We start from the raw sequence: 6,004 nt of genomic DNA on the forward strand, positions 1-6,004 counted from the left end.
CCAGTGTAGTCACCCATCACTTCCCACGCCCCACTGCGGGAACAAGGTCGCGGTTTTGCTTCTCCATGCTGCCCCCTTACCCCCGCACAAGCACACAAACAAAGCGAAAAGTCCCGCCGCAAAAGCGACGGGACTGATGTGCTTGCTAGTGATCTAGCAAAGCGTAGCTCCTATTACGGGAGGAGCTTCAGCAGCTTGACGAGGCCCTCAGCGGAGCGAACCAGCGGGAGGATGAAGTCGAAAGTCGTCTTGCTGATCTGGCCAAGGCCGTCAGAGAAGTCGGAAGAACCGTTAATGAACTTGGTGAAGTTATCCATTTTTAACTCCTTGTGGATGGATTCGTGAAAGGTGAATTACTTACTTGGAAGAGAGCAGGTTCTTCAGGGTGCCAGCACCGGCAGCGAAGCCACCTTCACCCTGACCCGGCTTCTCCTGAACCCACTTCAGGTAGTCATCCCACTGACCGAAGAAGCCGAAGAGGCCACCCAGGAAGTCGTTCCAACCCTTGTTGGTGTTGATGAAGTTCTCGAGGTGCCAGATGATGTCCTTGACATCCATGTTGTATCTCCTTATGAAAGTCACCGGCTTCTCTCACCGATGAGGGTTTCTGAGTGTCAGACACCACGATCGGGCGTCACAGGAAGTAATCCTGCCACAAAACACAGGACCCGCAAACAGAACTTTCAGTTGGCGTGGCGGAGTGTTTTAAAACTAGAAGCCGGCAACAAGTTGAACATTAAATTAACTAGCCCCAGTTAATGTGCCTGACCTGCTCTTTTTGTGGCCAAATATGAACGGCGGAAAAAGTATGTAACGGACGTGTAACGCTCGGAACGACGAGATCGATGTTGCAAATCAGATCAGAAAATTAATTCCACAAACTGCCCCAATTACCCTATTATAGGGGGACTTTAGGCTACGGCTGACCTATCTCCGGTGCAGTATCAGAATCAGACCCTTGAAACCCTAACCGCCTAAAATTAAACCAGTCCAACTTTCGGGGGCTAATTCAATCCGACCTCGAGTAAACTCAGCATCCCCAAGGGATTTGGGCTAGTTACCCACCACCCCGAAGGTCGGCTGTGATTAACTTCGCAGTACCGGAACGCGCAAAGTGTTGACGCCTGCATACGTGAGTGGTCCTCCGTCCCCCTACACGGGATGGGGGACCACTCTTTTACTACTCGCCCCACTCGCCCCCCAGAAACGCCGAAACCGGCCGCCACGCGGGGATAAATCAGTGCGCGGGACCGGTTCGTCGATAAGCGATACGTGCTTACATCATGCCGCCCATGGCCTCCGGGTCCATGGCCGGGGCTGCGGGCTCCGGCTTCTGGGCCACGACTGCCTCGGTGGTGAGGAAGAGCGCGGCGATGGAGGCGGCGTTCTGGAGGGCAGAACGGGTGACCTTGGCCGGGTCGTTGATGCCGGCGGCCATCATGTCCACGTACTCGCCGGTAGCGGCGTTGAGGCCCTGGCCGGTGGGCAGGTTAGCCACCTTGTCGGCGACGACGCCCGGCTCCAGGCCGGCGTTGAGGGCGATCTGCTTGAGTGGGGCGGTGATGGCTTCGCGGACGATCTTCACACCGGTAGCCTCATCCCCCTCGAGTCCGAGGTTATCCTCGAGGGACTTGGCGGCCTGCAGGAGGGCCACGCCACCGCCAGCGACGATGCCTTCCTCAACAGCTGCCTTAGCGTTGCGGACAGCGTCCTCGATGCGCAGCTTTCGCTCCTTGAGCTCAACCTCGGTGGCAGCGCCGACCTTGATCACAGCGACACCGCCGGCGAGCTTGGCCAGGCGCTCCTGGAGCTTCTCGCGGTCGTAGTCGGAATCGGAATTCTCGATCTCAGCGCGGATCTGCTTGACGCGGCCCTCGATCTGAGCCTGGTCTCCAGCGCCCTGGACGATGGTGGTGTCTTCCTTGGTAATGACAACCTTGCGTGCCTGACCCAGCAGGGACAGGTCAGCGGTGTCCAGGCTCAGGCCGACCTCTTCAGAGATGACCTGGCCACCAGTGAGGATCGCGATGTCCTGCAGCATTGCTTTACGGCGGTCACCGAAGCCCGGCGCCTTCACCGCCACAGACTTGAATGTGCCACGGATCTTGTTCACCACGAGGGTGGACAGAGCCTCACCCTCAACGTCCTCGGCGATGATGAGCAGCGGCTTACCGGACTGCATGACCTGCTCCAGAACCTGGAGGAGATCCTTGACGTTGGAGATCTTGCCGGAGACCAGCAAGATGTACGGGTCCTCCAGCACAGCCTCACCACGCTCCATGTCGGTGGCGAAGTAAGCCGAGATGTAGCCCTTGTCAAAACGCATGCCCTCGGTGACCTCAAGATCAACGCCGAAGGTGTTGGACTCCTCAACAGTAATGACGGACTCCTTGTTCACGGAGCCGTTGCCCACGGCGTACATTGCCTCGGCGATCTTCTTACCGATGTCCGGGTCAGACGCAGAAATACCAGCGGTGGAGGCGATCTCCTCCTCGGTTTCTACTTCCTTCGCGGTCTCCAGAAGAATCTGGGTCACCTTGTCCGTTGCAGCCTGAATGCCACGCTTAATGCCCATCGGGTTCGAGCCAGCAGCCACGTTGCGCAGCCCTTCACGCACGAGAGCCTGAGCCAAAACGGTAGCGGTGGTGGTGCCGTCACCGGCAACGTCATCAGTCTTCTTAGCTACCTCTTTAACAAGCTCCGCACCGATCTTCTCGTACGGATCTTCCAGCTCAATATCCTTAGCGATGGTCACGCCATCGTTCGTGATCGCCGGTGCACCCCAGGACTTTTCCAGGACAACATTGCGGCCCTTTGGTCCCAAGGTCACCTTCACAGCGTTTGCCAGGGTGTTTAGGCCCTGCTCAAGGCTGCGGCGTGCTTCCTCATCGAATGCGATCATCTTTGCCATGTGAGTTTGTTGCTCCTCTTTATATAGGAAAGGCGACGCCACTCTCACGTCTACAAGGTCCAAGCGGGCGCCCGCGACGGCACGGCTGGTGAGTGCTACCAACCTCACTCGCTCGAAATTGACTTTTTAGCACTCACTTGGCTGGAGTGCTAATGCCTTTTTAGCAGTCAACGGTTCCGAGTGCAAGGTAGAGCGCAAAGCGCTGCTACTTCTCCGCAGGCACAGCGACGGGCAGATCCTTCGCCGACTGCGCAGTGCGCCTGTAGATGAAAGCAATCGCGCCGATGAAGAGGACAACGCCGAGGGCGGTGGACCAGGTGGCGCCACTGAAAATCTCAAGCGGGCTCTCACCCTGCGAGGCGGCGATGATGCCAGCGTTGACCACGCCAAAGAGGGACTCACCCACGATGAGGCCAGTAGCACCGAGCGTGCCCATGCGGATCGCGGACTGCGGATTGCGCTGGCCGGATGCCCACCGGTTGTACAGGTAGCCCAGCAGCGCGCCCACCGGAACCATCACGGTCACCGCGACCGGCAGATACATGCCCATGCCCACGGCAAGAGGTGGCAGCGCATACTTCTTCTTCGTGGTCACACCCAGGATCTCATCAATGATGATTACGGCCACACCGATAGCCACGCCGAGGAAGATGAGGTTCCAATCCAGGGAGTCATCAAAAATGCCCGTTGCTACGGACGACATGAGGACAGCCTGCGGCGCAGCAAGAGCATCCGCGCCGGCACCCTCCATACCCTGGAATCCGAAAGCAGTAAGCATAAGCTGCAGCACCGGCGGGATAACCAAGGACCCGAAGATCACACCGATGACCAGCGCCACCTGCTGCTTCCACGGGGTCGCGCCCACGAGTTGACCGGTTTTGAGGTCCTGCAGGTTGTCATTGGAAATCGTGGCAATGCCAAACACAATCGCCGCGGTGAACAACGTGTAGGCCACCAACGAGGACGCACTCGCATCCGTCCCCGCCATAAAGGCAGCGATAAGCAGTGCAGATGCAATCACCGCGATGATGCCCACCGAGGAGATCGGGGAGTTCGAAGCACCAATGAGACCAGCCATGTAACCGCATACCGACGCGATGACCAAACCCGCGATGAGAATAAACAGAACCGAAATGATAGTCAGGCTCACCGCGTGCTCATGGATGTCCGTGCCCTGCTGGAAATCCCACAGCAAGAAACCGATCGGCAGCATGGACACCAAGATCGTGCCCAGGACGATCGGGAACGGGATATCCTGCTCCGTCACATCCACCTCGTTGCCAGCAGCGCGCTTGCGGGAGCTAGCCAAAGAGGCGCTGACACCCTTGACCACCGGGCCAGTGATCTTGATCAGGGTCCACAGTGCGGCTACCGCCATGGTGCCCACGCCAATGAAGCGAATCTCGGAGGAGAAGGTGGTGGTAACGATGTCGGTGAGGTCGGCCGCGGAGCCGGCGATAAACGAAGATGTGCGCCATGGAAGCAGAACGAAGAAGGAAATGACAACACCCACGAGCATGGCAATGCCCACGGTCATCCCCACAAGATGGCCCACGCCAATGAGTGCGAGGGAGAGCGAGCCGCCGAGCATCGTCGCACCCGGACCGAATTTGAACACGCCCGCGACCTCACTCGCGGCGGCCTTCATCGCGGCAAGCAGGCCGTACGCTGCAGAGACAAGGCCGCCCACGACGATCGTGCGCAGGCCCTTCACATTCTCCTCATTGTGCGGATCCCCATCGCCGACGCGCAGCACCTCCGCCGCGGCAACACCCTCCGGGTACGGCAGATCCGAACCCGTGACCAGCGCGCGGCGCAGCGGGACCGAGAACATCACACCCAAGATGCCGCCGAGTGCGCACACGAGCGTTGTAGTCCAGAACGGGAAGCCCTGCCAATAACCAATCATGACCAGGCCCGGCAGCACGAAAATGATCGCGGACAACGTGCCTGCTGCAGACGCAATCGTTTGCACAATGTTGTTTTCCTTCACATTGTGCCCAGCAAACTTGCGCAGCACCGCCATCGAGATGACCGCCGCCGGAATCGACGTGGCAAACGTCAGACCCACCTTCAGGCCCAGGTACACATTGGCTGCCGTGAACACGAGCGTGATCAGGCCACCAATGATGATGCCGCGCAGGGTCAGCTCGCGCAGTTGCGTCCGGTTGTCCATGTTGAGCCTTTCTGGGAGGTTGGGAGTCTGGTGGAACTTTACTCCGGCCCAACGAAAGGTGGAAACCAGAAAACTTAAAACTCTAGGTCAAACCTCCCGCTTTTCCTGCGCCGCACCACCACGGACGTTGGCTGCGGGAGCTGGTAGCGGAAGAAACTGTCCTTCATCTGGTTGATCGCCGCCTCCTGCACATCCGGGGCAGCATTGATCTTCGGCGCCTGAAAGTTGGTCCAGGTCCCCTGGAAAACCTGTTGCCTAATCCCGTTTTTAAGATGCAACATTGAGTCATTCCACCGGGTGAGCAGCTCCTCCCCCGAAGGCATGCGCACGAGCATCCGCGTCCTCATGGGCTTCCAGTTCTTATTGGCCAGTGGGCGCCTGCTCACCGAAATATCCACCGCGACCACATGCCCGTACTCGCGCTTCACCACCTTGTCGAAGATCTTGTGCACCACCGACCACACAATCGACAGCGCGAAAAACCCAAACAGCACGAGCGCGAACTTGTTCTCGAACAGGTCTGTGAAATCCTGCAGCATCGCGGCACCCCTCTAGGTCGGCGTCGTTTGAGTAGGGCCGATCCTAACCACAACCAGCAGCGTGCCGCGCTGGTAGGTTCAAAAACATGAGCACTTTTACACCGAACCGCGAACGAATCTTCAACGATCTTTCCGCACTCGTGTCCTTGAACTCCCCGCACTCGGTCCCTGAATTGGCTGATCAGCACGCAGCTGCCGCTGATTGGGTGGCCGCGGCGCTGGCGGAGAGAGGGTTGGAGGTGGAGAGGCACGCGACTGCGGATAAGGCTGACGCGATCATTGGCCGCCGCCACGTGAGCGACGACGCCCCCACCGTCCTCCTCTACTCCCACTACGACGTCGTGCCCGCCGGCGAACCCGCCGCGTGGACCGCCGACC

General features: G+C 58.8%; 5 protein-coding genes and 1 pseudogene. 1 reads left to right on the plus strand and 5 read right to left on the minus strand.

What is annotated here, in order from left to right; genetic code table 11:
• Positions 1–173: 173 nt before the first annotated feature.
• The 5 genes from F4V54_RS11435 to F4V54_RS05230 all read right to left on the minus strand — a co-directional run bounded on the left by F4V54_RS11435 (position 174) and on the right by F4V54_RS05230 (position 5,626).
• The gene (locus F4V54_RS11435; protein ID WP_170253110.1) at positions 174–317 is read right to left on the minus strand and encodes a hypothetical protein; all 144 of its coding nucleotides are present in this window, start codon (positions 315–317) and stop codon (positions 174–176) included.
• A gap of 40 nt (positions 318–357) precedes the next feature.
• Positions 358–558, minus strand: a complete 201-nt coding sequence (locus tag F4V54_RS05215) for a hypothetical protein (protein WP_150386471.1) — start codon at positions 556–558, stop codon at positions 358–360.
• Between the two features lie 718 nt (positions 559–1,276).
• Complete coding sequence (gene groL / locus F4V54_RS05220) at positions 1,277–2,911, minus strand: chaperonin GroEL (RefSeq protein WP_034662132.1); 1,635 nt, start codon at positions 2,909–2,911, stop codon at positions 1,277–1,279.
• Between the two features lie 205 nt (positions 2,912–3,116).
• On the minus strand, positions 3,117–5,087 hold the full coding sequence (locus F4V54_RS05225; RefSeq protein WP_150386472.1) for an OPT family oligopeptide transporter: 1,971 nt from the start codon (positions 5,085–5,087) through the stop codon (positions 3,117–3,119).
• A 74-nt stretch (positions 5,088–5,161) separates the two neighbouring features.
• Positions 5,162–5,626 (minus strand): hypothetical protein, encoded by a 465-nt coding sequence (locus F4V54_RS05230; protein WP_150386473.1) that lies wholly within the window; start codon positions 5,624–5,626, stop codon positions 5,162–5,164.
• A gap of 86 nt (positions 5,627–5,712) precedes the next feature.
• Between F4V54_RS05230 and F4V54_RS05235 the strand changes: the two are divergent.
• A pseudogene (locus F4V54_RS05235) lies at positions 5,713–6,004 on the plus strand (dipeptidase); the annotation flags it as partial.

Origin of the sequence: Corynebacterium tuscaniense, assembly GCF_008693065.1 — a bacterium.
Taxonomy (GTDB): Bacteria; Actinomycetota; Actinomycetes; order Mycobacteriales; family Mycobacteriaceae; genus Corynebacterium; species Corynebacterium tuscaniense.